We start from the raw sequence: 24,978 nt of genomic DNA, 5'->3' as shown, positions 1-24,978 counted from the left end.
CGCCCGACCCGTCAGAGCCGGTCGGCCAGCGCGACGAGGGTCTCGGTGACGCCGTCGTCCACCTTGAGCGTGGCGAGCGGGTCCCCGCGCGTCTCGCCGCGGTTGACGATGACCACCGGCTTGTCGGCCTTGGCCGCGTGCCGCACGAACCGCAGGCCGCTCATCACGGTGAGCGACGTGCCGGCCACGAGCAGGGCGTCGGCGTCGTCCACCAGGGCGTACGCGCGCTGCACCCGCTCGCGCGGCACGTTCTCGCCGAAGTACACGATCTCGGGCTTGAGCACGCCGCCGCAGAACTCGCAGGCCGCGGGCACGAAGTGGCTGGTCTGCTCGATGACGGCGTCCGCGTCGGGTGCGGTCTCGATGTCCGCGACCGTGGCGCCGTCGTCGAGGACCGACTCCACGAAGCCCGGGTTGAGCGCGTCGAGCCGCTCCGCGAGGTGCGCGCGGCTGATGACGCGCCCGCAGCTCAGGCAGATGACGCGGTCGTAGCGGCCGTGCAGGTCGATGACGTGGCGCGAGCCCGCGTCCTCGTGCAGCAGGTCCACGTTCTGCGTGATGACGCCGCGCACCAGCCCGCGCTCCTCCAGCCGCGCGAGCGCCCGGTGCCCCGCGTTCGGCTCCGTGCGGTGCACCACCTGCCAGCCCACGTGGTTGCGCGCCCAGTAGTGGCGGCGGAACGCCTCGTCGGCCACGAACTGCTGGTACGTCATCGGCGCGCGCTTCGGCGAGTCCGGGCTGCGGTAGTCCGGGATGCCCGAGTCCGTGGACACGCCCGCGCCCGTGAGCGCGGTGACCGTGCGGCCCTGGAGCAGGCGGACCGCGTCGTCGATCGTGCCGTGGTGCACGACGGCGTCGGGCGGGAGCTCCCACCGCCGGTCCTGGTACGTCGGGGCGAGCGGACGGGGCACGGGTTGCACGCCTTCGAGCGTACGTCGCGACGGCCGGCGCCACCGATCCCCGCGAGGTAGTACCCACCTCCGCGAGGTAGTACGCACCACCGCGAGGTAGTACGCACCACCGCGAGGTAGTACGAATCTCCGCGAGGTAGTACGAATCTCCGCGAGGTAGTACTACCTCGGCGAATCTTGTACTACCTCGCGGCAGCTCGTACTACCTCGGCGAGATGCGTACCACCTCGCGGTCAGCTGGTGGTGGTCGACGACGACTGGTCGGTCACGGTGTCCTGGTCGCCCTGGGTGCCGGTCGAGCCGTCCTGGTCCTGGCCCGGTCCGCCCTGGCCACCGGCGGGTCCGCCGCCCATGCCGCCCGCGGGGGCCTCGCCCGCGGTGGCGGTGCCGACCTCCGTGCCGTCGGCGGTGAGCGTGTACGTGTCGCCGTCCGTGATCTCCGGGCCGGTGTAGACGACCGACTGCGCCGTCTTCGACAGCGTGATCGCCGCGACCTCGGTCCCGTCGGCGTCCACGACCGCCACCTCGGTGCCGGCCTCGAGCGTGGCGTCGGCGGTCAGCGCCACCCAGCCCTGCGTCGAGCCCTCGTCGAAGGCCTCGGCCATGCCCGACGACCCGACCGCCAGCACCGTGCCGCCCGAGACCGTGCTGCCGCCCGCGGAGTCGAGCGCGCCGTTGCCGCCGTTCGTCGGACCCTCGACGACGACGTCGCCGCCGCTGACCACGGTGACGCCGTTGGAGTCCAGGCCGTCGCCCTCGGCGTCCACGTGCAGCGTGCCGCCCGTGATCGTCAGCGACGCACCGTCCTGGACCTCTCCCATGCCGCCGCCCCCGCCGCCCTGGGGCATCCCGCCGTCGGCGGGCGGCTCGCCGGTCGGCATCTCGCCGTCCGCCGGGGGCTCCGGCTGCGCCTGCTGGTCGTCCGTCGTCGTGCCGTCCGTCGTGCCGTCCGTGGTGTCGTCGGCCGAGGTGTCACCGGTGGTCGTGTCGTCCTCCGCCTCCTTGACGGTCGCGTTGAGCCCGTCGTCGGTGGACGTGATGTCGGTGTCGCCGCCGGAGACGGCGACGGTCGCGGCCTCGATGCCCTCCTCGGAGCCGGTCACGGTGAGCGTGCCGTCGGTGATCGCGACGTCGGTGAAGCCCTGCACGCCGTCGGACCCGGCCTGGACGGTGACGTCGCCGCCGGTGAGCGCGACGTACCCGGCGGTGGCGTCGTCGTCGGCGTCGGACTTCAGCCCGTCGCCGCCGGCGGTGACGTCGACCGTGCCGCCGGAGACGACGAGGTAGTCCTTGCCGCGGATCGCGTCGTCGGAGGCCTGGACGCTGATGTCGCCGGACGCGATCACGAGCCCGTCCTTGCCGGTGATGCCGTCGTTCGCGTTCCCGACGACGTCCAGCGCGCCGCCGCCGGAGATCGCCAGGTCCGCGGTGGAGTACAGCGCGGCGTTGGCCGCGTTGTCCGACGTCGTGTCGGCGTACTCCGCGGCGTCCTCGAGACGGTTCGTGGAGCCGTCGGCGAGGACGACCGACACCTGACCGGCGTCCTGCACGTCGATCGCCGCGCCGGTGGAGCTGGTGACGTCCGCGCCGTCGAGCACGAGGCGCACGACGCCGTCGGCCGACGAGTCGACCACGACCTGGCCGTCGTCGAGCGTGCCGGAGACGCGGTACGTGCCCGGCTCGGTGATGGTCACCGTCGACCCGTCGACGGTGACGCCGTCGCCGGAGGCCGACGCCGACACCGAGGCAGAGTCCCCGTCGAGCGTGACGGCGACCTCGTCGTCCGTGTCCCACGTCGCGTCGGCGAGGGTGGCGGTCTCCTCGGACGACAGGTTCTCCGCGAGGACGTCCTGAGCGGACCGGCCGGAGTTGTCCGTCGCGGAGACCTGGGCGGCGGTGGTGCCGGAGCCGTCCGACGCGGCGGACGTCGAGCCGGCGCTGCACGCGGCGAGCGCGCCGACGGTCAGCGTGCCGGCGGCGGCGAGCGCCACCGCTCGGGTCGAGAGAGCACGGTTCCACAGGGTCTTCTTCGGGCGGGGGAGATGCATGGTTCGGGTCCTCTTCGCTGGTGGGGAGCTGGGGGAGGCGGTGGGCGGAGCGGGGGCGGGGTCAGGCGACGCCGAGCCGCTCGCGCCGCAGGCGGCGCCAGGGGTGGTCGGGGAGGTCGGGCCGCAGAGTCGCGAGCCCGGTCGCGTACTTGGAGATGCGGTCAGGGCGGTGGCCGCCGCGCCAGAGGGCGCGGTCGGCGGACGACGGCGCGGTGCCGGCCTTGGTCTCGACGACGACGAGGTCTCCGACGTCGGCGGTGCCGCCTCGGTCGGCCCCGTCGGGCCCGGCGAGCCGCCATCGCAGGCCGGTGTCGAGGGTGACGCGGGCGTCGGGGAGCAGCACGGTGGTGCGCCGGTAGGCGGACCGCAGCACGGGGGCGAGCTGCGCCGACAGGGGCGCGGTGAGACGGGCGGCGGCGAGCCGGTCGTCGACGAAGTCGAGGCCCTCTCCGGCCAGCGGGGTCGCGGGCTCCCACGGGCGGCGCTCCTTCACCGTGACGCCGCGGGCCGCGCGCGTCTTGACCTCGAGGAACGTGGCGTTCCCCGTGTCGACGTAGGTGCGGGTGCGGACCTTGAACCGCCGGCGACGGCGGCGCGCGGCCAGCCGGAAGGTCAGCAGGTCGGCCGTGTCGTAGTACGTCGAGGCGTACGTGAACGACCGGTCGCCGTCGATCTCGAGCACGCGCGGGCCGTGCGCGGCCAGCGTGGAGAGCAGCGCCGCGACCTCGTCGGCGGTGAGCACGTACTTGCGGTCGACGCGGGTCTGGAGGGCGGCGGTGGCGTCGAGCTCCTCGAGGGTGACGGGCGCGGCGCCGGCCAGTCCGCGGGCGACGACGGTCTCGGCGGTCACCGGGTCACCTCCAGCGCGTCGTCCCGGACGGCGACCGAGCGGGCGGGCCGGCCGCCGTCGCGCGGCAGGTCGTACCGCACCTCCACGCGCGTCGTGTCGTCGGCGAGGTCGATCTCCTGCACGGACACGGACCGCACGCGGGCACCCAGCAGGGTCTCGAGGTGGGCGGTGAGCTCGGCGCGGTCGACCACGGCGCGGTCGAGGACGATCGTCTGCGAGCCGTGCCGCGCCAGGAGCCGCGGGTGGTCCGCGACGGCCATGACGACGAGGATCAGCGCGGACCCGGCGACGCCGAGCCAGCCGGCCGACGTGCCCAGCCCGCCCAGCAGGCCCAGCGCGAGCGCGGCGAAGTAGTACGCCACCTCGCGCTGCGACAGCTCGTCGGACCGCAGCCGGATGATCGACAGCACGCCGAACAGCCCGAGCCCGAGGCCCGCGGCGACCGAGGTCGACGCGAGCACGGCCGACACCGCGAGCACGCCGACGTTGACGCCGAGGTAGGCGACCACGAGGTCGCGGCGGCGGTGCCGGGGGAAGTAGAGGGCGAACGTCAGGATCGACACGGCGACGAGGTCGACGGCGTACAGGGCTGCGGGAGGCATGCGGGCTCCGGGAGGTCGGGGACCGGTCGTGGTCCGTCGGTGGGAAGGACACCCAGTGGACACCTCGCGCTCAGGTGGGCACTGAGGGCGTCCTGGGAACCCGCTGCGAGGGATGGACGGTCGCTGGGAACGCCGCTGAGCAGCCCCGACATGCGGGCATTCGCCCGGCGTGCTGATCATCAGGGCGTGACGCAGCAGACAGGACGACGCCGGCTCACGGCCGCCGGCCTCGCGCTCGTCGTCACGCTCGTGGCCCTGCTGGCCGGGACGGGGTGCGTCGCCAGCCGGCAGGAGCCCGGCCAGGCGACGGCGGCGGTGGCGGACGCGCTCGCGGAGGCCGGTTCCGCGGGGGAGACGGCGCGGATCGCCGTCGGCCTGCTCGACGAGGGCCGGGTCACCGGACCCGTCGCCGACACGGTGCTGCTGGACCAGCTGCGCGTGCTGGACGACGCCGAGTCGGCGCTCACGACCCTGGTGCCGCCCGACGCGGCGACGGCGGCGCGCCGGTCCACCGGGCTGGACGCCGTGGGCGACGTCTCGGACGCCGTCGTCGCGGCGCGCTCCTGGGTGGCCGTACGGTCCGGCGGAGGCCTCACCGGCGCCGACGGCGTCCCCTCGTCGTCCGACGACCTCCTCGTCGAGCTCGCGACCGCCCTCGACGCGACCGACGCCGCCCTGGCCGAGGCGGGCGGGCCGTGAAGAAGCTGCTCGCCGCCGCGCTCGGCATCCTCACCGCCATCGGCGGGTTCGTCGACATCGGGGACCTGGTGACCAACGCCGTCGTCGGGTCCCGGTTCGGCATGTCGCTCGCGTGGGTGGTGGTGCTCGGCGTGGTCGGCATCGTGCTGTTCGCGAGCATGTCCGGGCGGGTCGCGGCGGTGAGCGGTCGCGCCACTTTCGAGATCATCCGCGAGCGGCTCGGCCCGAGGGCCGCGGGCGCGAACCTCCTCGCGTCGTTCGCCATCAACCTGCTCACGCTCACCGCGGAGGTCGGGGGCATCGCGCTCGCCCTGCACCTGGCGAGCAGCGTGGAGCCGCGCCTGTGGATCCCGGTCGCGGCGCTCGCGGTGTGGCTCGTGCTGTGGCGCGTGAAGTTCCAGGTCATGGAGAACGTCGCCGGCCTCATGGGGCTGCTGCTCGTGGGGTTCGCGATCGCGCTGTTCCAGCTGGGTCCGGACTGGGGCGAGCTGCTGCGCCAGGCCGTGCCGCCATCGCCGCCGGGCATCGAGCACCCGGCGTCGTACTGGTACTACGCGGTCGCGCTGTTCGGCGCGGCGATGACGCCGTACGAGGTGTTCTTCTTCTCGTCCGGCGCCGTCGAGGAGCGGTGGACCGCCAAGGACCTCGGCACCAACCGGCTCAACGTGCTGCTGGGCTTCCCCCTGGGCGGCCTGCTGTCGCTCGCCATCGCGGCGTGCGCCGCCGTCGTGCTGCTGCCCGAGGGCATCGAGGTCTCGTCGCTGTCGCAGATCGTGCTGCCGGTCGCGCAGGCGGGCGGGGTGCTGCTGCTCGCCGTCGTCGTCCTGGGGATCGTGGCCGCCACGTTCGGCGCCGCCTTGGAGACTGCGTTGTCCAGCGGGTACACGCTGGCCCAGTACCTGGGCTGGTCGTGGGGCAAGTTCCGCCGGCCGGCACGGGCGGCGCGCTTCCACCTCACGATGATCGTGGCGCTGCTGCTCGCCGCCGGGATCCTCATGACGAGCGTGGACCCGGTGGCGGTGACCGAGATGTCGGTGGTGTTCTCCGCCGTCGCGCTGCCGCTCACGTACGTGCCGATCCTCGTCGTGGCCAACGACCCGGGGTACATGGGCGAGCACGTCAACGGCCGGGTGGTCAACGCGCTGGGCACGGTGTACCTGGTGATAGTGGTCGTCGCGGCGGTCGCGGCGATCCCCCTGATGATCGCGACGGGAGCGGGCTCATGACCGGCGACGCGCGGGAACGGATCGTCGACGCCCGCCTGCACCTGCTCGGCCGGCAGGTGCTGGACGCGGACGGCGAGCCCGTGGGGGCGGTGGACGACCTGGCCCTGGCGGGGCCGGACGGTGCCGGGGCCGAGGCCGGCCGGGAGGCGCACATCGACGCGATCCTCGTGGGCCCGGTGCTGGCGACACGGCTCTTCGGCGGCCGGGTACCCGACAGCCGGCTGCCGCGCATCGCGTGGGACGACGTCGGGCACGTCGGGACGGCGGTCGAGCTCACCGTGCCCTCGGACCGGCTCGACGCCGTCTGGGTGGAGCGCTGGGTCCGCGACCGGCTGATCGCGCGCATCCCCGGCGGCCGGCACGACCCGGAGGCCGAGGAATGAACGTCGGCGACCTCCTCGACGCGCGCGTGCTGGGGCCGGACGGCGCGGCCCTGGGCGTGGTCGTCGACGTCCGCCTGGCGCTCGAGGTCGTGGACGAGCCCGAGGGCGGACCGGGGGCGGGGGAGGACCGCGAGGAGGCCGGGCACGACGCCCCGCTGAGCGCGCACGCGCGTCGCGACGCCGTGGGCGGCGCCCGCCTGGTCGGGCTGCTGGTCGGGCTGCGCGGGGCCGGGTCGTTCCACGGGTACGAGCGCACGGACGTGCGGTCGCCGTGGCCGATCCCGCAGCTCGTGCGCCGCCGCCACCGCGGCACCTTCCTCGTGCGGTGGGAGGACGTCGCGGCCGTGGACGGCGGGGCGCCGGACGACGACGCGTGGCGCGTGCGCCTCGCGCAGGGTTACGCCGAGCTTCCGGCGGAGCTCCCGTCGGAGAGCCGATGACCGCAGGCGCGGTGCCGTGGTGGCGCGGTGCGCCCGCCGCCGTGCACCGCACCTGGGTGCGGCATCCCCGCTGGTCGCTGGCGGTCCGGGGAACGGTCGCCGCCGCGCTCGCCTGGTTGGTGGGGGTGGCCGCGCCTGCCCCCCTGTCCGAGTATCCGTACTACGCCCCGCTCGGTGCCGTCATCGCCACGACGAGCACGGTCGCCCGGTCGGTCCGGGAGTCGGCGCAGAGCGTGGGGGCGTTGCTGCTGGGGGCCGCGATCGCGATCACCGTCGACACCGTGCTCGCGCCGGGGGTGCTGTCGGTGGCCCTGGTCGTGGGGGTGGCGCTGTTGTGCGCCGGCTGGCGGGCGTTCGGGGGACAGGGGGCGTGGGTCGCGAACTCGGCCATCTTCGTGCTCGTCCTGGGGCGCGGGGAGGACGCGGAGTACGTGGGCGCGTTCGCGGGCCTGGTCCTGGTGGGGGCGGCCATCGGGACGGCGGTCAACCTCCTGCTGCCCTCGTTGCTGCTCACCCCGTCGGGGCTCGCGCTGGTCGGCCTGCGCGACGCCCTCGTGGAGCAGCTCGACGACCTGGCGGGCTGGCTCGACGAGCAGGGGCCGCTCGACCCGGAGGAGTGGGAGCGGCGTCGTCACGCGCTGTCCCCCATGATCGAGGGCGCACGGGCCGCGGTCGCGCACTCGCAGGAGGCGTCGCGCGGCAACCCGCGCGCTAGGCGGCACGCCGAGCGCGCCCGGTCGCAGGCCCGGGAGGCACACCTGCTCGGGACGACCGCGGAGGTGGTCGACCAGGTGGTGCGGCTCCTGGTCGGCTGGGAGGCGGCCGGGCGGGACGACGTCGCGTTCGGGCCCCGGCTGCGCCCTGAGCTCGCGGCGGCGTTGCGCGCCCTCGCCGACGTCCTGCGTCCGCCGGCGGAAGACGCGGCTCCCGACACCGCCGCGTCGGCAGCGGACGACCCCGGCACGAGGTTCGTCCGGGCGGTGGACCGCCTGCAGGTCGCGGTGCGGGAGTCACGACAGGGTTCCGACGACGACCACCTCGTCGCCGGCGCGCTCGTCGTCGTGCTGCGCCGCGCCGCCGACGTGCTCGCGGCCTGAGCGCTCACCTGCCACGACGCCGCTCGCCTGCGGGCACGGGCTGCCGGTGCCACGGTGTGCGGCATGCGGGTCGTCGTGGTGGGTCAGACCGGGAACGTCGGGACGGCGCTGCTGCGCGCCCTGGCGGACGAGCCGGAGGTGACGTCCCTGCTGGGCGTGGCGCGTCGGCTGCCGGACCGCACGGCCGAGCCGTACCGGCACGCGGAGTGGGCGGCCATGGACCTCGCGGGCGACGACGACGCGGTCGTCGCGCAGCTCACGGGGCTGTTCCGCGGCGCCGACGCCGTCGTGCACCTCGCCTGGCTGATCCAGCCGAACCGCGACCGGGACCTGCTGCGCACCGTCAATGTGGGGGGCACCCGCCGGGTGGCGCGCGCCGTCGTCGCCGCCGGCGTGCCGCACCTGGTCGTCGCGTCGTCCGTCGGCGTGTACTCGCCCGTGGACGACGACGAGCCGCGCTCCGAGGACTGGCCCGCCGACGGCGTCCCGACCTCGCACTACAGCGTCGACAAGGCCGCGCAGGAGGACGTGCTGGACGAGCTCGAGCGCGCGCACCCGGAGGTCACCGTCGCGCGGCTGCGCACCGCGCTCGTCTTCCAGGGCGACGCGGGCGCGGAGGTGACCCGGCTGTTCGTCGGGAGGGTCCTGCCCGTGGGCCTACTGCGCCTCGGCCGGCCGCCGCTGCTGCCGCTGCCCGCCGGGCTGCGGCTCCAGGCCGTGCACGGCGACGACGCCGCGGACGCCTACCGGCGCGTGCTGCTGCGTCGTGCGGGCGGCGCGTTCAACGTGGCCGCCGACGACCTGCTGCGCGGCGCCGACGTCGCGCGGCTCGTGGACCACGGGCGCCTGGTCGAGGTGCCGCCCGCTGCGGTGCGCGCGGCGGTGTCGCTCGGCCACGCGGCGCGTGTCGTCGCCGCCGACCCGGGCTGGGTGGACATGGCTATGGGCGCCCCCGTGATGGACACGACGAGGGTGGTCACGGAGCTCGGCTGGCGGGCGCGGACGTCGGCGGGCGACGCGCTCCAGGAGGTCGTGGCGGGGATGGCCGAGGGGCGGGGGCTGGGATCCGCGCCGCTGCGCCCGTCGGCCACCCGGCCCGCCGGCGCGTCCACGCTGCCGCTGCGCGGCCCGCACCCGGCGGTGCCGCCGCAGGTCGACCGGGAGCTCCTCGGCCTGTACCTGTCGGACCACCTCACCGGCGCCACGGCGGGCCTCGGCCGGATCGAGCGGATGGTGGGTGACTACGCCGACCTGCCGCTGCACGCCGAGCTGGTCGAGGTGGCGGAGCAGATCCGGGCCGAGCGCGAGCTGTACGTGCGGCTCCTGCAGGAGCTGGGTCTCCCGCGGCGGCGCCACCGCCAGCTCATGGCGGGCGTCGCCGAGCGGGTCGGCCGGCTCAAGCTCAACGGCCGGGTCGTAGAGCGGTCGCCGATGTCCGTGGTGCTGGAGACGGAGCTCATGCGGTCCGCCGTCGTGGGCAAGCTGGGCGGCTGGCAGACCCTGGAGGAGTACGCCGGCGAGCTCGGCCTCGACCCCGCCCAGTTCCGCGAGCTCGCCGAGCGCGCGCAGCGGCAGCTCGCCATCCTCGACCGCCTGCACGAGTACGCGCGCCGGCGCGCCTTCCGAAACGGCGAGGCCGCGTCGGTCTGATGCCTCCGCGCTGACGCCTACGCGCCGGTGGCCCAGGGGTCCAGCACGACCTTGATGCAGCCGTCCTCCTTGCGCTGGAAGGCGCGGTACCCCTCCGGCGCCTCCTCGAGCGGGAGGCGGTGCGTGCGCAGGTCGAGCACGCCGAGCGGGTCGGCAGGGTCGGCGACGAGGGGCAGCAGGTCGTCGGTCCATCGGCGCACGTTCGCCTGGCCTGTGCGGATCGTGAGCTGCTTGTCGAAGATCTGCATCAGCGGCAGCGGGTCCTTCGCGCCGCCGTAGACGCCCGACAGCGACACCGTGCCGCCGCGCCGCACCAGGGCGCACGCGGCGAGGAGCGCGGCCAGCCGGTCGGCGCCGCCCTTCTCCGTGAGCGGGGCGGCGAGGACGTCGGGCAGCAGGCCCACGAGCTTCTGCGTCGTCTCGGCCAGGGGCGAGCCGTGCGCCTCCATCCCGACGGCGTCGACCACCGCGTCGGGTCCCCGTCCGTCGGTGAGGTCGCGCACCGCCGTGCGCACGCCGCGCTCTCCCGGGTCGAACGTGATGACGCCGTGCCGCTGCGCCATGAGGCGCCGTGCGGGCACCGGGTCGACGCCGACCACCGTGCTCGCCCCGCGGTGCAGGGCGACGCGGGCCGCCATCTGGCCGATGGGCCCGAGCCCCAGCACGACGACGCTGCCGCCCTCCGGCACGTCCGCGTACTCCACCGCCTGCCACGCGGTGGGCAGGACGTCGGACAGGTAGAGCCAGCGCTCGTCGGGCGTGCCGTCGTCGGGCACCACGACCGGGCCGTAGTGGGCCTGCGGCACGCGCAGGTACTGCGCCTGTCCGCCCGGCACCTGCCCGTACAGCCGCGTGTACCCGAAGAGTGCCGCGCCCTTGCCATGGTCGCGGACCTGCGTCGTCTCGCACTGGCTCTGCAGGCCGCGCTCGCACATCCAGCAGCGCCCGCAGGCTATGCCGAACGGCACCACGACGCGGTCGCCGACGGCGAGGTGTCCGACGTCGTCCCCGACCTCCTCGACGACGCCCATCGCCTCGTGCCCCAGCACGTCACCGGCGTCGAGGAACATCCCGAGCACGCCGTACAAGTGCAGGTCGGAGCCGCAGATCGCGGTGGAGGTCACGCGGACGACGGCGTCCGTCGGCTCCTGGACGCGGGGGTCCGGGACGTCCTCGACGCTGACGTGCTCCTTGCCCTGCCAGGTCAGTGCGCGCACCGCTGCGTCCTTCCGCCGTCGGGGCCCGTGCCCCTCGGCCGGCGAGCTGCTGCACCGACGCCGCCAGTGAATCACCGGGGCGGGCTGCTCACCCGTCAGGGGGAACCGGGTGCCGCGCTGCTGGACATCCGGCCCGCGGCGACCGCGGACGGCCCCCGCACCGTCGATGGTGCACGCGCCTCGGTCATGGTCGCCACCGGGGCGTCGTCCGGAGCACCCGCGCTGTTCACCCGCTCGGAAGCGGGCTACGGTCGAGGGGAGTCATGAGGCGGCTCGATCTCCAGCGGAGCGATCCGCCACGACGAGAGGATCCACATGACCGACACGACTTCATGGGACATCGAGGGCACCCTGGCCCTCGGTACCAGCCATCCAGTCGGCCGGTACCGGCACGACCTGTCCACCGGCCTGTGGTGGTGGTCGGACGAGACCTACCGCATCCACGGCTTCGAGCCAGGGGAGATCGTCCCCACCACCGAGCTCATCCTGGCGCACAAGCACCCCGACGACCGGGCGCGGGTGAGCCAGGTCCTCCGTCACGCCTGCGCGACCGGCGAGCCGTTCAGCAGCGTGCACCGCATCATGGACGCGCACGGCGAGGAGCGGACCCTCGCGGTCGTGGGCGAGGGCCGCACCGACGCCGCGGGCGCGGTCTGCGAGCTGGTCGGCTACTTCACCGACGTCACCCCCGCGGTCGCGCGCATCGCCGACGTGCGGGCGACCGCGAGCATCCGGGCGTCCGCCGCCCACCGCGCGACGATCGAGCAGGCCAAGGGCGTCGTCATGTGCGCGCTCCGCACCGACCTCGAGGGCGCGTTCGACTGGCTCCGCGAGGCCTCCAACCACTCCAACCTGCCGCTGCGGGAGATCTCGGCGCGCATCGTGGCGCTCGCGGCCGGCGGCAACGGCGACATGCGCCAGGTCGCCGAGACGATGGCCGACCTGCTCCAGAACCGCTCCGAGCGCCGCACGCGATAGCCGCGCTCACCCGGCCCCGGGGACGTGCCGGGGCTCCCGCATCGCCTGCGCGACGTGGCCTCCGAGGTACCCGCCCGCGCCGACCGCGCCCATGCCGGCCAGGCTGAGCAGCGTGCCGAGCCCGGTGCGGCCCCGATGCCGGGCCCGCCACGAGGCGAGCGCCAGCAGGGTGCCGACGCCGTTGCACGTCGCGTGCACGGCGGCGACGCGCCGCGCGGGGACGCTGAGCGCGCGATAGTCCGCCAGCCCCGTCAGGGCCGTCGGCGGCGCGGCGAGCAACCCCAGGCCCACCAGACGGCGGGCGGCGTCCGCGTGCCCGTGCGGGCGGGTGAGGTCGAGAGCGACCGCGCTCGCCCACAGCCCGATCGGCAGGTCGGTGAGCACGCTGTGCACGGGATGGCCGACGGAGCGGCCGCGGAGCTCGTCGCGCGCCCGGCCCGGCGAGGGCACGACGGTGCGCGAGATCCGGTCGTACAGGTCCGCCAGAGGGTCGAGGCGCTCCGCGCTCTCGAGCTCGGCGGCGAGCCTCGGCAGGGGCTGGTCGGCGGGCGGCTCGGCGTGCCGGTGCGCGGGCATCGTGCCTCCTGGATCGCGAGCGTCCGTCGCGTGCGTCGGGCGAGGCGCCCCTCCTCGACGCCACCACTCGACCCTAGGGCGGGCGCCGGCTGCTCGCCGCCGCGGCCCCGGATGCGGGGAGCGCCGACCCGCCCGAGGGTGGGACGACGTGTCGAGACCGACCCGAGACCGAGCCCGAGGAGGACCAGGATGAGCGAGCACCCCACCGAGCGGGACCGCGCGGAGGAGGACGACCCGCGCCACCAGGCCGAGCGCGAGCGGGCGGCGCACGACCGCGGCGACGGCAAGGCCGCCGACGTCGGCGCCGTCCCCGGCGAGCAGCCCAAGGACGACCCCGACGAGGAGGGCGAGGACCGCTTCGACGCGGGGTGAGGTGGCCGTCCGCGCGCGGCGGCGCTAGCGTGGAGGCCCGGCGTCAGGAAGCGGCACCGACCCTCCCCACTCGGAGGTCACGATGACGACGACAACTCCCGCCGGCACCGACCACCTCGTCTCCGCGCTCGCGGTCGGCACCCACCTGCTCACCGGCTCCTACCGGGCCGAGGCGGGCACGGGACGCTGGTGGTGGTCCGACGAGGTCGACGCGATGCTCGGCCACGAGCCCGGCGCGCTCGAGCCCGGCCCGGAGACCCTCGAGGCCAAGCTGCACCCGGACGATCGCGATCGCGTGGTGCACGACGCCGCACGCGCGCTCGGCTCCGGCGGTCCGGTCGTGACGGCCCGGCGCGTCGTCGACGCCCACGGCCGCACGCGCACCCTGCTGGTCACGGCGCAGGCACGACGCCCCCGCGGCGACGGGCCGCCCGAGGTGGCGGGCTACGTCGTCGACGTCACGCCGGTGCAGCGCGAGGCGGTGCAGCGCGACGTGCGCCGCGCCCTCGACAGCGCCTTCGTCTCGGCCGCCTCGATCGAGCGCGCCAAGGGCGTCCTGATGGCCGTGCACGCCGTGGACGAGGACGCGGCGGAGAGCATGCTCACCGAGGCGGCGGGCGCGACGGGCGCCACGCTGCGCGAGGCCGCCACCCAGATGATGGCGCAGCTCGCCGCCGGCGAGGGCTTCGGCCGTCTCGCCAAGCAGGGCGTCAAGGACGCCCTCGCCGCCGTACAGCCTGCCAAGCGGCCGCACGTGCACGAGGCGCAACTCGCGCGCCGTCGTGCTGCGTGACGGCTGGCCGCGCGACCACGGACCCGACGACCGACCCACGACCCGAGGAGGACAGCATGGCCGACGACCAGCAGTCGTTCCCCGCCCAGCAGCAGGAGCCGCCGGGCCTCACCGGCGCGATGACGCCGGCACCGGACCACGGTGAGCAGAGCTACCGCGGCTCCGGCAAGCTCGACGGGCTCCGCGCCCTGGTGACCGGTGGGGACTCCGGGATCGGCCGGGCCGTGGCGATCGCGTTCGCGCGCGAGGGCGCGGACGTCGCGATCGGGTACCTGCCGGAGGAAGAGGAGGACGCGCAGGAGACGGCGCGCTGGGTGCGCGAGGCGGGTCGAAAGGCCGCGCTGCTGCCGGGCGACCTCACCGACGAGACGACGGCACGCGGCCTGCCCGACCGGGCGGTCGACGAGCTCGGCGGGCTCGACCTCCTCGTGAACAACGCCGGCTTCCAGATGGCGCGGCGCGACTCCGTCGAGGACATCACCACCGACGAGATCGACCGGGTGCTGAAGACCAACCTGTACGCGCTGCTGTGGGTCACGCAGGCGGCGCTGAAGCACCTGGGCGAGGGGTCGAGCATCATCAACAACTCGTCGATCCAGGCGTACGAGCCGTCGTCGTCGCTGCTCGACTACGCGTCGACCAAGGCGGCCATCAACAACATCACGGTGAACCTTGCGGGCGAGCTCGGGGCGCGCGGCATCCGCGTGAACGCCGTCGCCCCCGGCCCGATCTGGACCCCGCTGCAGCCGGCCACGCAGCCGGAGGAGAAGGTGCAGAAGTTCGGCCAGGACACGCCGCTCGGCCGCGCCGGGCAGCCTGCGGAGGTCGCGCCGGCGTTCGTGTTCCTCGCCTCGCCGCGCGACGCGAGCTACGTCTCGGCGACCGTCGTCGGCGTCACGGGCGGCAAGCCGGTGTTCTGAGCGGGACGTGTGACGGCGTGGCGCTGGACGTGCCGGACGGGCCGGTCACGCTCGACGACGTCCCCCGGCTGCGGTCGCTGGGGGACGTCGTCGAGCTGCTCGCCGTCGCGACGCCGCTGTACGTGCGGTTCAGCGCCGGGCCGGTGGCCGACGCCGCCGCCGAGAGCAGGGACCACGAGAGCGGGTGCCTGCTGCCGGGCCTGAGCGTGAACCCCCTGGACCCGGAGCCGTGGTGGGACCGCCCCGTGGAGCACTGGGTGGCGCGGCAGCTGTGCCAGTACGCGCACCTCATGACGCCGCAGCGGTTCCCGTGGGCGCTCACCGGCGAGGTCGCCGGGCGCGGGCCGGACTGCGAGCCGCTGCTGGTCGCCGCCGTGCCGGCCGCGTCGATCGACCGCGCCGTCGTGGACGAGGCGGCGGAGCTCTACGCCCGAGTCTTCGACCCGGGCAACGACGGCACCTGAGCCGTCCCACCGCGTCTGACCTGGGGACGAGCTGTGCACAGCCTGGCCACGCCGTGCCGTCCACGCTATTGTGCAGGAGCCCGAACAAATCCTGATCCGGGTGCGCCCGGAGGAAGCAACGAGGCTCCCGATGAGACACCGACCGTCCCCGCGCCGCCACGGCGCCCTCACGCTCGCCGCGGCCGCCGCCGTCGTCGGGCTGACCGCCGGCGGTGCCGCCGCCGCCCCCGCGCCGTCGACCCCGCCCCTGCCCGGCGCCGCGTCCGTGCACGACGCCGACGGCGTCAACGGCTTCAAGACGCCCGCCTACTTCCCGGGCTGGGGCCCGCAGGACGTCGGGTTCGAGGTCGCCGACCTCCAGCGCTCCGGGGCGGTCGAGGACCTGACCCACCTCAACTACGCCTTCGGCAACGTCACGACGGACCTCGTCTGCGACATCACCGACCGCGTCGACCCCGACGAGGGGGCGATCGACCCCGAGACCGGGCTGCCCGAGGGGCACATGGAGGGCGACCCGCTGAACGACTACGTGCAGCTCAAGGGCGCCGGCCAGGCCGTGGACGGCGTGGCCGACGACGCGGACCAGGCGCTGGCGGGCAACTTCAACCAGCTGAAGAAGCTCAAGGCGGCGAACCCCGGCCTCAAGGTGCTGATCTCCCTGGGCGGCTGGACCTGGTCGGACAACTTCTCCGAGGCGGTGAGCAGCCCGGAGAGCCGGCAGAGGCTCGTCGACTCGTGCATCGACCTGTACCTCGACGGGAACCTGCCCGTCGTCGACGACCCGGGGCACGGCACCAAGGGCGGCGACGGCGCCGCGGCCGGCATCTTCGACGGGTTCGACATCGACTGGGAGTGGCCGGTCGTGGGCGGGGAGCACCCGAGCGACCACCCGGAGGCGGACAAGGAGAACTTCCTGGCCTTCGCGGAGCTGCTGCGCGCCGAGCTCGACGCGCGCGGCGCCACCACCGGCGAGGACTACCTCATCACCGGCTTCGCCCCGGCGTCGTGGGCGGGCCGTACCGAGGGCGGGTGGGTCGACCCGCGGCTCGCCGCCGTCGTCGACTTCCTCAACATCCAGGGCTACGACTACGTGGGGCCGTGGCAGGCGGGCAGCACCGGCCACCAGGGCAACCTGCACGAGTACCCCTCGTACGGGGACCCGGACCAGTCGGCGAACTGGGGCCTCGCCGCCGACGGCCTGATGAACGCCTACAAGAACGCCGGGTACCGCGGCGACCAGCTCGTGCTCGGCCTGGCCGCGTACGGGTACGGGTGGAAGGGCGTCGACGACCCGACGCCCGGCGCGCCCGCCAGCGGCGGATCGCTGCCGTTCACGTACTACGCGCAGCTCCAGGACCGGTTCGCCGAGGGCGGCTTCACCGAGCACTACGACGAGCAGGCCGGGCAGAGCTACTACTCCAACGGCGACGAGTGGTGGACGCTCGACACCCCGCGCTCCGTGACGGCCAAGGCCGAGTGGCTCGCCGAGAACGGCTTCGGCGGCGCCTACCTGTGGGACATCGCCGGGGACGCCGACCGCGACCTCAGCTCCGCGCTGGTCCGCACCTTCCAGGCCGCGACGCCCGGCCCGCTCGTCGAGGGCGACGGCGCCGCCCCTTGGTACCCGACCGGCGTCTACCGGACCGGCGACGTCGTCTCGCACGACGGCGTCGAGTACGCCGCGAAGTGGTGGACGCGCGGCGTCGCCCCCGCGTCGGTCGCGGCCACGAAGGACCCGTGGAAGGTCGTCGGCCAGCACGGCGACCACCCCGTCGCCGCCGAGGACTGCGGCCCGGCGTTCGACGACGCCGCCACCTACACCTCGGGCGACGTCGTCTCCCGCGCCGGCGTGAACCACACCGCCCAGTGGTGGACCCGCGGCGAGCTGCCCGGCAGCGACGTCAAGGGTTCCTGGGATGCCGGCGCGCCCTGCGTCTGACGTCTCCGCCGCACGACGACGCCCGCCCCGGTACCCCGGCGGCGGGCGTCGTCGTCCGTGTCAGCCCTTCACCGGGTCGAGCTGGAGGTAGTCGAGGTTCCAGTTCTGGTAGGCGTCCCCGGGCAGGCTGATCCGGACGGTGTGGGTACCCCGGGTCAGGCGCTGCACGACGCCGCTGGGCTGCAGCGCCTGCTTGTTGTGGCTGGTGGTGCTGAGCACGGCGACGCGCTCGCTCTCCGCGCCGCCGTCGAACGACACGGTGTAGGCGCCCGCGGGCGTGTACGGGGACGAGACCCGTGCGGACAGTGCGTAGGTGCCGGTGCGGGGCACGTCGACCTCGTACGTCAGCCACTCGCCGCCGCGCATCCAGGAGACGCGCACGTTGCCGTCGGCGTCGGAGATGTCGACGTCGTCGCCCGGCCGCATGTCGAGGCCGCCACGGTTGCCGGCGTCGACGTCGTGGTACGCGACGCCCTCCCCGCCGGGCGCGTAGTCCTCTGCCTGGACGCGCACGCTGCCGCGGGGGACCGGGTCGCCCTCGCCCGTGCGGAGCCAGCGCTCGAGGGCCTGGACGTCGTCGGTCTGGATCATGGACGCGCGGTAGGTGGAGACGATCCGTTCCCAGCCGCGGCTCGGGTCGACCAGCGACGCCTCGTCGGTGAGGTGGTCGGCCAGGCCGTTCCACATCGAGTTGACCCACACCCGTGACTCCTTGGCCAGTCGCGCGAGGAACGGCGCCCGCGCGACGGCGTCCTGCTCGGTACCGAACACGACCTCGTATCCGAGGGGCTGGTCGTCGCCGAACTCGTCGAAGGACGCGAGGTTGTCGTCGCTGATCATGTGCAGGTACAGGGCGCCGGGGTGGGCGTCGCGGAACTGCTGGACCTCGCTGACCGGGGCGTTCGACTTGAACAGCCCGTTGCGGACCGTGCCCGTGTCGACGAGGACGTCCCAGATCTCCTCCCGCGCCGGCCAGCCCTTGTCGAGGTTGACCAGGCCGCGGTCGGCGGCGACCTTCATGGCCTCCGCGAGCGTCGGGATGCGTTCGTCGGTGAGGGAGGTCTGCGCGCCGCCGAGGTGTTCCTTCAGCCGCAGCTCGCGGATCTCCGCCAGCGTGAACGACGAGACCTTGCCGGTGCCGTTCGTCGTCCGGTCCACGGTCTCGTCGTGCATGAGCACGGGCACGCCGTCGGAGGTGAGGCGCACGTCCAGCTCGACGATCTCCGCGCCGTCGTCGAACGCCGCCTCGATCGCGGGCAGCGAGTTCTCCGGGGCGTCGCGCCACTGGCCGCGGTGCGCAGCGGTGAGGATCTTCGCGTCGTCGGAGTGGTCCAGCAGGTCGCGGTACGCCCGGTGGGCGTCGGTCCGGCCGCCGTGACCCTTGCCGCCGTAGGCGAGCGCGGGCGACGACGCGGCGGACGACGTCGCGGCGGTGTCGGCGCCGCTGGTCGAGGTGGCCGCCGTCGTTCCTCCGACCGCCGCGGCGGCGGTGAGCGCGACGGCGAGGGCGGATGTGGTGGTGCGTCGAAGTCGTGGGTTGGCCATGCGCGCGACGCTAGGTGCCCCGGGAAGCCGTGCGGTGGACCGCTCGGCGACGGCGGGATGAAGACTCGGCGAACGAGGTGGCAGCGCGACGATTTCGGGTCTGCCGGTTCGTTGGGTATCCTCGGTGGGCCGGTTCGTCCGGCGAGGTAGCGTGTCCGAGCGGCCTAAGGAGCACGCCTCGAAAGCGTGTGTGGGTGAAAGTCCACCGTGGGTTCAAATCCCACCGCTACCGCCACCCGAAGGGCCCCACCCGCGAGTTTCTGCGGCTGTGGGGTCCTTCGTCGTTCCCCGCACCTCGCCACGGCGCATGGACTCGCACTCAGTGCATGATGCGTCTCTTACCCGCGGCTCCGGCGATGGCGACCGCCGTCGCGAACAGGGTCACGACCATCGCCGTCGTCATGATGGACGCATCGAGGGGAAGCATCGGGCAAGCGGCAGGCACGTCGTCGTCGGGGCAGGTGCGCCACGGCTGCATGAAGAAGACGACGGACACGACGGCACCCAGTACGGCCAGCAAAATGCCGCCGACAAGCATGAAAGTCGACGCACGAGTCCTCATCCGGCGAGAGTAGGGAACGGCGGGCCTCGGACTCGGCGCCGGACAAGAACTTCACCCGGGACTACGCCTGGTCGAGCGCGTCCCAGTCCCTCCGGAGCAGCCCGAAGACCCACGAGTCGGAGACGTCGCCGTTGACGACGCAGTCTTCGCGCAGGGTTCCCTCGTGCACGAACCCCAGCTTCTCCAGGATGCGGGCGGACGCCGCGTTACGGGTGTCCGTCTCGGACTGGACGCGATTGAGGGGCAGCGTGTCGAAGGCCCACCCCAGCAGGGCGCGGGCTGCCTCGGTCGCGTAGCCGTGGCCCCACATCTGCTCGCCGAGGCAGTAACCCAGCGTCGCGCTGCGGAAGTCGGGGTTCCACTCGAAAAGGCCGCACCAGCCGACGAAGGCGCCGTCGGAGGCGCGGTCGATGGCCACCCGGGCGCCGGTCCCTTCCTCCTCGATCGTCCGGGACATGGCGACGAAGCGGTCGGCGCGCGCCCGGTCGGTCCACGGCGGGGAGTCCCAGTAACGCAGCACGTGGGCGTCGCTGTGCATCGCGAAGAGTGCATCGGCGTCGTCGTCGGCGACCGGCCGCAGCCGCAGACGGTCGGTGGTCAGCGTCGGGGTTGGGTGCGGCGGCATGCGCCCATCGTCAGCGTTCGCCGTGCGGCCGTCACGGCAAATACCCGCCCACCGTGCGGCGTCGAGCCGATGAGTCCGCCGCCGTCGCGCCGTCTGCAGAACGACCGTCGACCCGAGGGACACACGATGAAGCTGCTGCTGACATCCGCAGGCGTGCGGAACGCGGCGATCCGCGCCGCGCTGGAGGACCTGCTCCCGCGACCGGTCGCGGACTGCACCGCCCTCGCCATCCCCACCGCGCTGTACGGGCACCCGTGGGTGGGCCCGGGGCGGAACGCCTGGAACTTCATCGCCGGCACCACGGACCACATGACCGGCCTCGGCTGGAAGTCGGTCGGCGTGCTCGAGCTGACCGCGCTGCCGAGCATCCCCGAGGAGCGCTGGGTGCCGCTGGTGCGGGAGACCGACGTCCTGCTGGCCGCGGGCGGCGACGCCGGCTACCTCGCCTACTGGATGCGACGTTCCGGCCTGGCCGACCTGCTGCCCGAGCTCGACGACGCCGTGTGGGTCGGGATGAGCGGCGGGAGCATGGTGATGACGCCGGCCATCGGGGAGGAGTTCGTCGGCTGGCTGCCGCCCGACGGCGAGGACGCCGCCACGCTCGGCGTCGTCGACTTCTCGGTGTTCCCCCACCTCGGCCACCCCGACCTGCCCGACAACACGGAGGCCGCGGCCGAGCGCTGGGCGGCGGCACTCGGCGGCCCCGCCTACGCCGTCGACGACGAGACGGCGTTCGTGGTCGACGACGGCGCCGTCGAGGTCGTGTCCGAGGGGACGTGGCGGAAGCTGGCCTGACCGGCGGTCGCTGTACCTTGGCCTGCGGCGGCCGGGCACCGGCCGGCCCGCACCGATCGGCCCCTCACCAGGAGACCACCACCGCATGACGACGCACCACGACGGATACCCCGACGAGCAGGGCCCCAGCCCGCTCCGCGCAGCCGCGGTGGTCGGCGTCGCGCTCATCCAGGCGGGGCTCGCCGGGCTGTTCGTGACGACGTGGTGGCGGCACGTCCAGACGCTCGTCGAGTCGCCGGAGGTCGTGCCGGTGCTGTTCCGGCTGCTGTCGGCGGTGCTGTTCGTGTGGGTCGTCGCGGCGGAGGTCCGCGGGCTGCTGCGGGGCCGCCGGTCGCCGCTGCTGGTGGTGGCGGCCGCGGCGGTCGCGACCGTCGGGGTGCTCCTGCTCGAGGTCCTCGCGCCCCGCTGACCGGACCCGGTCAGGGGATGGGTTCCGCGGCGAGCTGGTTCATCGCCTCCTCGGAGCACTCCGCCCTCGTCGTGGGGAGCACCATGATCGCCTGCGGGTAGGTCGCGCGGTAGGAGTACGGGCCGACCTCGTAGGCGACCGTGCTGTACGGGAACGAGCCGCCGTCCCTGTCGACCTCCAGCACGTACGCGAGCCGCACCGTCTCGCCGGGCTTCAGCGTGATCCCCTCCGGGCCGACCACGGAGGTCTCCTCCCAGCCGGGGTCTTCCGGGTCGTACGCGGTGCCGAAGACGACGTCCGGCGAGGGGGGCACGACGCGCACCTCGTGCACGCGGAGGCCGGGTGTCGCGGCGGGCTCGATCTTGCTCACGTGCAGGGTGGCGCCGGTCGTGTTCGACAGCACCGGTGCATCGAGCACCTGCAGCGGCCCGTCCCACGGCATGCAGCCGATGCCGGCGGCCGTGCGGAGCTCGTCGCCGTAGACCAGCGAGGAACCGACGGCCCGGTAGTACGCCCACCCGCCGACCCCGCAGGCGAGGGCGACGACGACCGCGACGGCGATCGGCAGGCGATGGCGAGGAAAGGGACGGCCGGTGCGCGCCGTCGTGCGGGCCATGTCGACTCGGTCGTCCACGGCGAGATCATAGGGCGCGGCGGAAACACGGAGGGCGCGCTCGCCGCGCGCGTCACGCCGTTCGACCCGGCCTTCCGGAGGTTCGCGGACTCGTGCCTCGCCGGGCCGCCGAACCCGTTCCTGGTGCGGGTGGACGACGTCGTCCCGCTCCGCCACCCGACGTCGTCTCCCTGTGCCGCCGGATCGAGGACCTCCTCGCCGACTTCTCCCGCGCGGACCTCGAGGACTTCCTTCACACCCCCGCCTTCGTGCCCGGACCGGACACGGACGCGCTGCGCCGCGCCCTGGAAGGGCTGACGCTGGGAGACGATCAGCGCACGACGTCGTAGACCACGTGCACCGCCGTCGTCGACGGCGTCGCACTGCGCTGCACCAGGGTGTGGCCGTGGCCGCCCACGAAGAGCGGCGTCCCGTCGCCGAGGACGACGGGGGAGAGGTGCAGGACGAGCACGTCGAGCAGCCCGGCGTCCAGCGCGGAGCCGACGGTCGCGCCCCCGCCCATGAGGACGACGTCCCGGTCCCCGTCGCCGGCCTCCGCCGCCTCACGGGCCTGCGCGACGGCGTCGCGCAGGCCGGTGGTGACGAACGTCCAGAACGCGAGCCGCGTGCGTACGGGCGGGTCGCTCGTGACGACGAAGAACGGCGGCCGGCCGACCTCGCGGGCGCCGTATCCCACCTCGTCGTTCCAGCCCTGCGGCCCGTCGACGACGTCGAACAGGTTGCGCCCCAGCACGACGGCGCCGCTGCTCGCCGTGGCGGAGCGCAGCTGCTCCCGGTCCACCGGGTCGTCGCTGAACGCCCACGTGTGCAGGGCCTCGCCGCCGTCGCCGAGGCCGTTCTCGGGTCCCGGGTTCGGTCCGGTGACGAACCCGTCCAACGAGATCGAGATGTCGCCCACCACTCTGGTCATGGGTGGTGGACCGTCGCGGCGGCGAGGAGTCATCGCCCGCGACGTCAGCGGACGGCGGCGACGAACGCGTCGACCTCGTCGCGCGACCGCAACCGGTGAAACTCCACGTGCGAGTGCGCGGGGTCGGCCATCGCTGCGCCGTACCGTTCGGGGTACCGGTCCAGCTGCTCCCACGACCAGCGGACGATGGAGCTCTTGCGCCACGGCGCGAGGACGTCGCGCCAGCGCTGCCGATTTCCGGTGCCCGTCCACAGCTCCGTCCGGTCGAGGGCACGCAACAGCGTGCGCCGATACACCTGTGCCATGACGACCGACCGCGGCGGGTCGAGCCAGACGACGGCGTCGGCGCGCGCCCAGACCTCTGCCTGCAGGTGGGAGTAGTTCCCATCGATCACCCAGCTGTCCGCGGCGATCTCGGCACGTGCGTCGGCCTCGAAGTCGTCGCGGGGACGTGGCGTCCAGTCGGGACCCCAGAACAGGGCGTCCAGCTCGACGTGCCGCACCCCGAGCCCGGCCGCCAGGCGCCTCCCGACCGTGGACTTCCCCGACCCGGCCGCCCCGACCACCGACACCCTGCGCATCGCGGAAACCTAGCACCGGTCGCGGCGGCGTCGGCCGGCATGCCCGCCGCGGATCTAGGCTGCGAGCACGCGAGAGGCGCGGACAGGACGAAGGAGACCGATGAGCCCACGACCGTCGCCGGTCCTCGTCCCTGCACCGCGGTCGGACGACGCCGCCTGGACACGGTGGGGCAAGTGGTGGCTCCCGCTCGGCCCGGCAGTGGTGGCGTGCTACGCGACGGTGATGGTGCTGACGATCCTGGTGCTGGAGCCGTTGGCGGCGATGCCCGGCATGACTCAGGCGGAGATCTACGGGGCCTTGGCGGCGGCGGGGTGGACGGTGGCCGGCAGCGTGCCGTTCCTGGTGGCGTGGGCCGCGTTCGGGGTCGGGCTGTCGGTCGCGGGGTGCGCCGTCGCGCTCCGGCGGCGGGTGGCCCCCGACACCGCTGTGGCGTGGCAGCTCGCCGTGCTCGCGCTGGGCGCGCCGGCGTACTTCTGGGGCGGCTTCGGCATGGGCATGGACCTCGCCGACACCTTCATGATCACCGGCGGCGACCACTCCGCCGTCCCGTCGGTCCTGTACGCCGTCAGCGGCGGGGCGCTCGCGGCGCTGGTCGCGCTGCAGGTGCCGCGCGCGGTGCGGTGGGTGCGCGCCCGGCGCGGCTGACCGCGCTCAGCGACGGGCGAGGAGTCTGGCGATCCGGGCGTGCGTCATGAACGACTGGTTCATGCGCCGGTAGGCGTGGAAGTTCAGCACCACGTGGGCGTCCTGCCGCGGGTAGAAGAACAGGTGGGTGGCGAAGTGCCCGAGGCCGCCGACGGGCTCGGGCAGCCCCCGGAGGAACGGCGGTGTGAACTCGCCGAACCGGATGGTGACGGTGCCCGCCCCGTAGTGGATCCCGCGGCGCAGGCGGTGCCGCGGCCGGTTCATCCAGGCCAGGGTCGCGGGGGAGACGAGGCGGCCGCCGTGCAGGGCGCGCTGGAAGGCGACGAGGTCCGACGGCGGGGAGACGATGCCGCCCCCGGCCCAGTCGAGGCTCATGCTCAGGGCGCGGCTGAGCTCGTGGTCGCCGATCCAGAACGGCGCGACGTCGAGGCCTGCAAGGTCGTCGGGTGTGCGCGCGTCGGTGTACGGGGTGGAGCTGCGCTCCATCCCGGCGGGGGCGAGGACCCGCTCGCGCAGGACGTCGTTGAACCGGCCCCCGGTGACCTCCTCGACGATCCGGCCGAGCAGGACGAAGCCCGGGTCGCCGTAGCGGAACCGCTCGCCCGGACGCCCGACGGCGGCGTGGCCGCGCACCTCGTCGAGCAGCGTCGTGGGGGTCCACCGCCGGTCGGGACGCCCCGCCGTGACCTCGACGGAGTATGCCGTCTCGCGGACGCCCGACGGCTCGAACAGGTCGGGCAGCCCGCTGGTGTGGGTGAGCAGGTGCTCCACGGTGACGTCGGCGCCGACGTCGACGCCGGGGGCGGCAGGGAGGTCGTCGAGGTCGCTCCCCGGGAGCACCTTCCCCACCGGGGTGTCGAACCCGAGCCGGCCCTGCTCGACGAGCAGCGCGACGAGCGTGGCGGTCATGACTTTGCCGATGCTGGCCGCGTGGAACGGCTGCGACCCGCCCGACTCGAGCTCGAGCCCCGGCGCGACGACCAGCACCTGGGGCGCCGGCATCGACGGGCGCCGTCGGGCGATCCGGTCCAGCCTCGCCCTCAGGCGGTCGATCTCGCGTGACGTGCTCATGGCCTCTCCTCCGTCGATAAGTCTCATAGACATGT

General features: G+C 74.3%; 28 protein-coding genes and 1 tRNA gene. 16 read left to right on the top strand and 13 right to left on the bottom strand.

Translation table 11 applies throughout. The features are described from left to right. Window positions 1-11: 11 nt before the first annotated feature. The 4 genes from ACFCZN_RS15640 to ACFCZN_RS15625 all read right to left on the bottom strand — a co-directional run bounded on the left by ACFCZN_RS15640 (window position 12) and on the right by ACFCZN_RS15625 (window position 4,411). Window positions 12-920 (bottom strand): NAD-dependent protein deacetylase, encoded by a 909-nt coding sequence (locus tag ACFCZN_RS15640; protein WP_429766468.1) that lies wholly within the window; start codon window positions 918-920, stop codon window positions 12-14. 224 nt (window positions 921-1,144) lie between these two features. Beyond that, window positions 1,145-2,959, bottom strand: a complete 1,815-nt coding sequence (locus tag ACFCZN_RS15635; RefSeq protein ID WP_430557347.1) for a carbohydrate-binding domain-containing protein — start codon at window positions 2,957-2,959, stop codon at window positions 1,145-1,147. Between the two features lie 61 nt (window positions 2,960-3,020). Then, window positions 3,021-3,809, bottom strand: coding sequence for a polyphosphate polymerase domain-containing protein (locus ACFCZN_RS15630; protein ID WP_430557346.1), 789 nt, complete (start codon window positions 3,807-3,809; stop codon window positions 3,021-3,023). Then, the gene (locus tag ACFCZN_RS15625; protein ID WP_430557345.1) at window positions 3,806-4,411 is read right to left on the bottom strand and encodes a DUF4956 domain-containing protein; all 606 of its coding nucleotides are present in this window, start codon (window positions 4,409-4,411) and stop codon (window positions 3,806-3,808) included. Before ACFCZN_RS15625 ends, ACFCZN_RS15630 begins: the two co-directional genes overlap by 4 nt. A gap of 186 nt (window positions 4,412-4,597) precedes the next feature. On the opposite strand from ACFCZN_RS15625, the gene ACFCZN_RS15620 reads away from it, so the two are divergent. The 6 genes from ACFCZN_RS15620 to ACFCZN_RS15595 all read left to right on the top strand — a co-directional run bounded on the left by ACFCZN_RS15620 (window position 4,598) and on the right by ACFCZN_RS15595 (window position 9,906). Continuing rightward, window positions 4,598-5,110 (top strand): hypothetical protein, encoded by a 513-nt coding sequence (locus tag ACFCZN_RS15620; RefSeq protein ID WP_430557344.1) that lies wholly within the window; start codon window positions 4,598-4,600, stop codon window positions 5,108-5,110. After that, window positions 5,107-6,336 carry an NRAMP family divalent metal transporter gene (locus ACFCZN_RS15615; RefSeq protein WP_430557343.1) on the top strand — a complete coding sequence of 410 codons (1,230 nt, stop codon included), beginning with the start codon at window positions 5,107-5,109 and terminating at the stop codon, window positions 6,334-6,336. The genes ACFCZN_RS15620 and ACFCZN_RS15615 overlap by 4 nt, the downstream gene beginning before the upstream one ends. Beyond that, window positions 6,333-6,719 carry a hypothetical protein gene (locus tag ACFCZN_RS15610; protein WP_430557342.1) on the top strand — a complete coding sequence of 129 codons (387 nt, stop codon included), beginning with the start codon at window positions 6,333-6,335 and terminating at the stop codon, window positions 6,717-6,719. The genes ACFCZN_RS15615 and ACFCZN_RS15610 overlap by 4 nt, the downstream gene beginning before the upstream one ends. After that, window positions 6,716-7,159 (top strand): hypothetical protein, encoded by a 444-nt coding sequence (locus ACFCZN_RS15605; RefSeq protein WP_430557341.1) that lies wholly within the window; start codon window positions 6,716-6,718, stop codon window positions 7,157-7,159. Before ACFCZN_RS15610 ends, ACFCZN_RS15605 begins: the two co-directional genes overlap by 4 nt. After that, window positions 7,156-8,256 (top strand): aromatic acid exporter family protein, encoded by a 1,101-nt coding sequence (locus tag ACFCZN_RS15600; protein ID WP_430557340.1) that lies wholly within the window; start codon window positions 7,156-7,158, stop codon window positions 8,254-8,256. The genes ACFCZN_RS15605 and ACFCZN_RS15600 overlap by 4 nt, the downstream gene beginning before the upstream one ends. Window positions 8,257-8,319: 63 nt before the next feature. Next, on the top strand, window positions 8,320-9,906 hold the full coding sequence (locus ACFCZN_RS15595) for an NAD-dependent epimerase/dehydratase family protein (protein WP_430557339.1): 1,587 nt from the start codon (window positions 8,320-8,322) through the stop codon (window positions 9,904-9,906). A 17-nt stretch (window positions 9,907-9,923) separates the two neighbouring features. Here ACFCZN_RS15595 and ACFCZN_RS15590 read toward each other — a convergent pair whose 3' ends face one another. Then, window positions 9,924-11,123, bottom strand: coding sequence for an alcohol dehydrogenase catalytic domain-containing protein (locus ACFCZN_RS15590; RefSeq protein ID WP_430557338.1), 1,200 nt, complete (start codon window positions 11,121-11,123; stop codon window positions 9,924-9,926). Window positions 11,124-11,438: 315 nt separating this feature from the next. Here ACFCZN_RS15590 and ACFCZN_RS15585 point away from each other — a divergent pair, with 315 nt between their 5' ends. After that, a complete protein-coding gene (locus ACFCZN_RS15585; RefSeq protein ID WP_430557337.1) occupies window positions 11,439-12,101 on the top strand; it encodes a PAS and ANTAR domain-containing protein in 663 nt (220 codons plus the stop codon). A 6-nt stretch (window positions 12,102-12,107) separates the two neighbouring features. On the opposite strand, the gene ACFCZN_RS15580 is transcribed toward ACFCZN_RS15585, so the two are convergent. After that, a complete protein-coding gene (locus tag ACFCZN_RS15580; RefSeq protein ID WP_430557336.1) occupies window positions 12,108-12,677 on the bottom strand; it encodes a DUF2231 domain-containing protein in 570 nt (189 codons plus the stop codon). Between the two features lie 189 nt (window positions 12,678-12,866). On the opposite strand from ACFCZN_RS15580, the gene ACFCZN_RS15575 reads away from it, so the two are divergent. The 5 genes from ACFCZN_RS15575 (at window position 12,867) to ACFCZN_RS15555 (ending at window position 17,165) form a co-directional block, all read left to right on the top strand. Then, window positions 12,867-13,049 carry a hypothetical protein gene (locus tag ACFCZN_RS15575; protein ID WP_429766494.1) on the top strand — a complete coding sequence of 61 codons (183 nt, stop codon included), beginning with the start codon at window positions 12,867-12,869 and terminating at the stop codon, window positions 13,047-13,049. Between the two features lie 82 nt (window positions 13,050-13,131). After that, window positions 13,132-13,842, top strand: a complete 711-nt coding sequence (locus ACFCZN_RS15570) for a PAS and ANTAR domain-containing protein (RefSeq protein WP_430557335.1) — start codon at window positions 13,132-13,134, stop codon at window positions 13,840-13,842. A 56-nt stretch (window positions 13,843-13,898) separates the two neighbouring features. Further along, window positions 13,899-14,762: an SDR family oxidoreductase gene (locus ACFCZN_RS15565; protein ID WP_430557334.1), complete on the top strand. Its 864-nt coding sequence runs from the start codon at window positions 13,899-13,901 to the stop codon at window positions 14,760-14,762. A 17-nt stretch (window positions 14,763-14,779) separates the two neighbouring features. Continuing rightward, a complete protein-coding gene (locus ACFCZN_RS15560; protein WP_429766499.1) occupies window positions 14,780-15,226 on the top strand; it encodes a DUF6098 family protein in 447 nt (148 codons plus the stop codon). A 130-nt stretch (window positions 15,227-15,356) separates the two neighbouring features. After that, window positions 15,357-17,165: a glycosyl hydrolase family 18 protein gene (locus ACFCZN_RS15555; protein WP_430557333.1), complete on the top strand. Its 1,809-nt coding sequence runs from the start codon at window positions 15,357-15,359 to the stop codon at window positions 17,163-17,165. 60 nt (window positions 17,166-17,225) lie between these two features. On the opposite strand, the gene ACFCZN_RS15550 is transcribed toward ACFCZN_RS15555, so the two are convergent. Continuing rightward, window positions 17,226-18,710 (bottom strand): glycerophosphodiester phosphodiesterase family protein, encoded by a 1,485-nt coding sequence (locus tag ACFCZN_RS15550; protein ID WP_430557332.1) that lies wholly within the window; start codon window positions 18,708-18,710, stop codon window positions 17,226-17,228. 145 nt (window positions 18,711-18,855) lie between these two features. Here ACFCZN_RS15550 and ACFCZN_RS15545 point away from each other — a divergent pair. Then, window positions 18,856-18,945: transfer RNA gene (locus ACFCZN_RS15545), tRNA-Ser, on the top strand. A gap of 84 nt (window positions 18,946-19,029) precedes the next feature. On the opposite strand, the gene ACFCZN_RS15540 is transcribed toward ACFCZN_RS15545, so the two are convergent. Beyond that, complete coding sequence (locus ACFCZN_RS15540; protein WP_430557331.1) at window positions 19,030-19,272, bottom strand: hypothetical protein; 243 nt, start codon at window positions 19,270-19,272, stop codon at window positions 19,030-19,032. Between the two features lie 61 nt (window positions 19,273-19,333). Then, a complete protein-coding gene (locus ACFCZN_RS15535) occupies window positions 19,334-19,897 on the bottom strand; it encodes a GNAT family N-acetyltransferase (protein WP_430557330.1) in 564 nt (187 codons plus the stop codon). A gap of 126 nt (window positions 19,898-20,023) precedes the next feature. Here ACFCZN_RS15535 and ACFCZN_RS15530 point away from each other — a divergent pair, with 126 nt between their 5' ends. Together ACFCZN_RS15530 and ACFCZN_RS15525 are read left to right on the top strand one after the other, a co-directional pair. Then, window positions 20,024-20,692, top strand: coding sequence for a Type 1 glutamine amidotransferase-like domain-containing protein (locus tag ACFCZN_RS15530; protein WP_430557329.1), 669 nt, complete (start codon window positions 20,024-20,026; stop codon window positions 20,690-20,692). Between the two features lie 85 nt (window positions 20,693-20,777). After that, on the top strand, window positions 20,778-21,101 hold the full coding sequence (locus tag ACFCZN_RS15525) for a hypothetical protein (protein WP_430557328.1): 324 nt from the start codon (window positions 20,778-20,780) through the stop codon (window positions 21,099-21,101). Between the two features lie 10 nt (window positions 21,102-21,111). Here ACFCZN_RS15525 and ACFCZN_RS15520 read toward each other — a convergent pair whose 3' ends face one another. The 3 genes from ACFCZN_RS15520 to ACFCZN_RS15510 all read right to left on the bottom strand — a co-directional run bounded on the left by ACFCZN_RS15520 (window position 21,112) and on the right by ACFCZN_RS15510 (window position 23,226). Continuing rightward, entirely contained in the window at window positions 21,112-21,735 is a 624-nt protein-coding gene (locus ACFCZN_RS15520; RefSeq protein ID WP_430557327.1) for a hypothetical protein, read from the bottom strand. A gap of 310 nt (window positions 21,736-22,045) precedes the next feature. Then, on the bottom strand, window positions 22,046-22,645 hold the full coding sequence (locus tag ACFCZN_RS15515) for a dihydrofolate reductase family protein (protein WP_429766529.1): 600 nt from the start codon (window positions 22,643-22,645) through the stop codon (window positions 22,046-22,048). 44 nt (window positions 22,646-22,689) lie between these two features. Further along, window positions 22,690-23,226 carry a toxin gene (locus ACFCZN_RS15510; RefSeq protein WP_430557326.1) on the bottom strand — a complete coding sequence of 179 codons (537 nt, stop codon included), beginning with the start codon at window positions 23,224-23,226 and terminating at the stop codon, window positions 22,690-22,692. A gap of 100 nt (window positions 23,227-23,326) precedes the next feature. Here ACFCZN_RS15510 and ACFCZN_RS15505 point away from each other — a divergent pair, with 100 nt between their 5' ends. Then, window positions 23,327-23,872, top strand: coding sequence for a hypothetical protein (locus ACFCZN_RS15505; RefSeq protein ID WP_430557325.1), 546 nt, complete (start codon window positions 23,327-23,329; stop codon window positions 23,870-23,872). A gap of 6 nt (window positions 23,873-23,878) precedes the next feature. Here ACFCZN_RS15505 and ACFCZN_RS15500 read toward each other — a convergent pair whose 3' ends face one another. Next, on the bottom strand, window positions 23,879-24,943 hold the full coding sequence (locus ACFCZN_RS15500) for a serine hydrolase domain-containing protein (protein WP_430557324.1): 1,065 nt from the start codon (window positions 24,941-24,943) through the stop codon (window positions 23,879-23,881). Between the last annotated feature and the right edge of the window lie 35 nt (window positions 24,944-24,978).

Origin of the sequence: Isoptericola sp. NPDC056134, assembly GCF_042264825.1 — a bacterium.
Classification (GTDB): domain Bacteria; phylum Actinomycetota; class Actinomycetes; order Actinomycetales; family Cellulomonadaceae; genus Isoptericola; species Isoptericola nanjingensis.
Note: the sequence above shows the minus strand (reverse complement) of the source record. Positions and strands in the feature narration are given on the sequence as shown.

What these genes read in the sequence shown, in the direction of transcription:
- ACFCZN_RS15635 (WP_430557347.1), bottom strand. Translation starts at nt 2,959, where the DNA reads ATGCATCTCCCCCGCCCGAAGAAGACCCTGTGGAACCGTGCTCTCTCG.
- ACFCZN_RS15625 (WP_430557345.1), bottom strand. Translation starts at nt 4,411, where the DNA reads ATGCCTCCCGCAGCCCTGTACGCCGTCGACCTCGTCGCCGTGTCGATC.
- ACFCZN_RS15610 (WP_430557342.1), top strand. Translation starts at nt 6,333, where the DNA reads ATGACCGGCGACGCGCGGGAACGGATCGTCGACGCCCGCCTGCACCTG.
- ACFCZN_RS15605 (WP_430557341.1), top strand. Translation starts at nt 6,716, where the DNA reads ATGAACGTCGGCGACCTCCTCGACGCGCGCGTGCTGGGGCCGGACGGC.
- ACFCZN_RS15600 (WP_430557340.1), top strand. Translation starts at nt 7,156, where the DNA reads ATGACCGCAGGCGCGGTGCCGTGGTGGCGCGGTGCGCCCGCCGCCGTG.
- ACFCZN_RS15595 (WP_430557339.1), top strand. Translation starts at nt 8,320, where the DNA reads ATGCGGGTCGTCGTGGTGGGTCAGACCGGGAACGTCGGGACGGCGCTG.
- ACFCZN_RS15585 (WP_430557337.1), top strand. Translation starts at nt 11,439, where the DNA reads ATGACCGACACGACTTCATGGGACATCGAGGGCACCCTGGCCCTCGGT.
- ACFCZN_RS15580 (WP_430557336.1), bottom strand. Translation starts at nt 12,677, where the DNA reads ATGCCCGCGCACCGGCACGCCGAGCCGCCCGCCGACCAGCCCCTGCCG.
- ACFCZN_RS15575 (WP_429766494.1), top strand. Translation starts at nt 12,867, where the DNA reads ATGAGCGAGCACCCCACCGAGCGGGACCGCGCGGAGGAGGACGACCCG.
- ACFCZN_RS15570 (WP_430557335.1), top strand. Translation starts at nt 13,132, where the DNA reads ATGACGACGACAACTCCCGCCGGCACCGACCACCTCGTCTCCGCGCTC.
- ACFCZN_RS15565 (WP_430557334.1), top strand. Translation starts at nt 13,899, where the DNA reads ATGGCCGACGACCAGCAGTCGTTCCCCGCCCAGCAGCAGGAGCCGCCG.
- ACFCZN_RS15555 (WP_430557333.1), top strand. Translation starts at nt 15,357, where the DNA reads ATGAGACACCGACCGTCCCCGCGCCGCCACGGCGCCCTCACGCTCGCC.
- ACFCZN_RS15550 (WP_430557332.1), bottom strand. Translation starts at nt 18,710, where the DNA reads ATGGCCAACCCACGACTTCGACGCACCACCACATCCGCCCTCGCCGTC.
- ACFCZN_RS15540 (WP_430557331.1), bottom strand. Translation starts at nt 19,272, where the DNA reads ATGAGGACTCGTGCGTCGACTTTCATGCTTGTCGGCGGCATTTTGCTG.
- ACFCZN_RS15535 (WP_430557330.1), bottom strand. Translation starts at nt 19,897, where the DNA reads ATGCCGCCGCACCCAACCCCGACGCTGACCACCGACCGTCTGCGGCTG.
- ACFCZN_RS15530 (WP_430557329.1), top strand. Translation starts at nt 20,024, where the DNA reads ATGAAGCTGCTGCTGACATCCGCAGGCGTGCGGAACGCGGCGATCCGC.
- ACFCZN_RS15525 (WP_430557328.1), top strand. Translation starts at nt 20,778, where the DNA reads ATGACGACGCACCACGACGGATACCCCGACGAGCAGGGCCCCAGCCCG.
- ACFCZN_RS15515 (WP_429766529.1), bottom strand. Translation starts at nt 22,645, where the DNA reads ATGACCAGAGTGGTGGGCGACATCTCGATCTCGTTGGACGGGTTCGTC.
- ACFCZN_RS15510 (WP_430557326.1), bottom strand. Translation starts at nt 23,226, where the DNA reads ATGCGCAGGGTGTCGGTGGTCGGGGCGGCCGGGTCGGGGAAGTCCACG.
- ACFCZN_RS15505 (WP_430557325.1), top strand. Translation starts at nt 23,327, where the DNA reads ATGAGCCCACGACCGTCGCCGGTCCTCGTCCCTGCACCGCGGTCGGAC.
- ACFCZN_RS15500 (WP_430557324.1), bottom strand. Translation starts at nt 24,943, where the DNA reads ATGAGCACGTCACGCGAGATCGACCGCCTGAGGGCGAGGCTGGACCGG.